This window comes from Streptomyces pinistramenti, from assembly GCF_020564935.1.
GTDB lineage: Bacteria > Actinomycetota > Actinomycetes > Streptomycetales > Streptomycetaceae > Streptomyces > Streptomyces pinistramenti.
On sequence record NZ_JAJCXB010000128.1, the window covers coordinates 1 to 1,217 of the forward strand.

At 77.3% G+C, this 1,217-nt stretch carries 2 protein-coding genes and 1 pseudogene; all 3 read left to right on the forward strand.

Annotation, left to right across the window (positions count from 1 at the left end; translation table 11 throughout):
• Positions 1–183 (forward strand): LAETG motif-containing sortase-dependent surface protein (locus LIU39_RS34665; RefSeq protein WP_227050961.1); only part of this gene is annotated, 183 nt, incomplete at its 5' end.
• 24 nt (positions 184–207) lie between these two features.
• Entirely contained in the window at positions 208–936 is a 729-nt protein-coding gene (locus LIU39_RS34670; protein ID WP_227050962.1) for an RNA polymerase sigma factor, read from the forward strand.
• Positions 933–1,217, forward strand: a pseudogene (locus LIU39_RS34675) (hypothetical protein); the annotation flags it as partial. The gene LIU39_RS34670 and the pseudogene LIU39_RS34675, both read left to right, overlap by 4 nt.

Consider the following 1,217-nt stretch of genomic DNA (forward strand, 5'->3'; position numbering starts at 1 on the left):
GACCACACCCGTGCCACGCCCGCCCCCGCACCCGCCGTCGGCCGCACGGGCGACGCCGACAAGAAGCAGCTCGCGCACACCGGCGCGTCCGACGGCACCACCCTCGCGCTGGGCGGTGGCGCCGCCGCGCTGCTCGCCATCGGCGGCGGCACCGTCTACGCCGCCCGCCGTCGGCGCGCCTGACCCCACGCCCCTCCCTGGGAACCGATGGAACTCACCGCACTCCCACAGCCCGCCCCGGTACGGTTCGCCGTGCCGGGGCTGCGGCCTGCCCTGTGGCAGTGGCTGCGCCGCACCGTCCGCCCGGCCGCGGCGCGCGGCGCGGACACCGGCCGGCCCGGGTACGCACACCGCCACCCGTCCACCCGCGCCGCAGCCACGGCCCGCACACCCGGCCCGTACAGCCCGCCCGCGTACGGCCCGCCCGGCACCGCCCAGGCCCCCGAGCAGCAGCCGACGATCGGCGAGCTGTACCACGCGCACCGGCTGGCCATGGTCCGTCTCGCCGTGCTGCTGGTCGACGACCGCGCCACCGCCGAAGACGTCGTCCAGGACGCGTTCGCCGCGCTCTGCAAACGCCACGGCGAGCGGCTCACCGACGTCGACAACGCCCTCGCCTACCTGCGGACCGCCGTCGTCAACGCCGCACGCTCGGTACTCAGACGCCGCCGCAGCGCCCGCAACTACACGCCGCCGCACGAGGCCGACGCGCCGTCGGCCGAGGAGCGGATCGTGCTCGACGAGGAGCACCGCGAGGTCCTCGCCGCGCTGAACCGGCTGACCGCACGCCGCCGTGAGGTCCTCGTCCTGCGGTACTGGGGCGACCTGACCGAGGCGCAGATCGCGGCAACCCTCGGCATCAGCCGCGGCTCGGTGAAGTCCCTCGCCAGCCGGGCCCTGGACTCCCTGGAGAAGATCTTGGAAGAGCGGTCATGACCACCGAAGGCCACGACCCCGGCGCCGAACGGCCCGTGGAGACCCGGCTGCGGCACGCCCTCGCGGCGCGGGCCGACACCATCGGCCCACGAGACCTGCGCCCGGCCCGGCCGCCGATGCCGCAGCCACGGCGCGGCCTGCGCTCCGGCGCGGGCTTCTGGACGCGCCGCTTCGCCCTGCCGCTCGCCGCCGCCGCGGCCGCCGCTGCCATCGCCTGGGGCTACGCCGCCCTGACCCCCGAAGGACCGCCCGCCCGCCCGTCCCCGGCCTCCTCACCGACC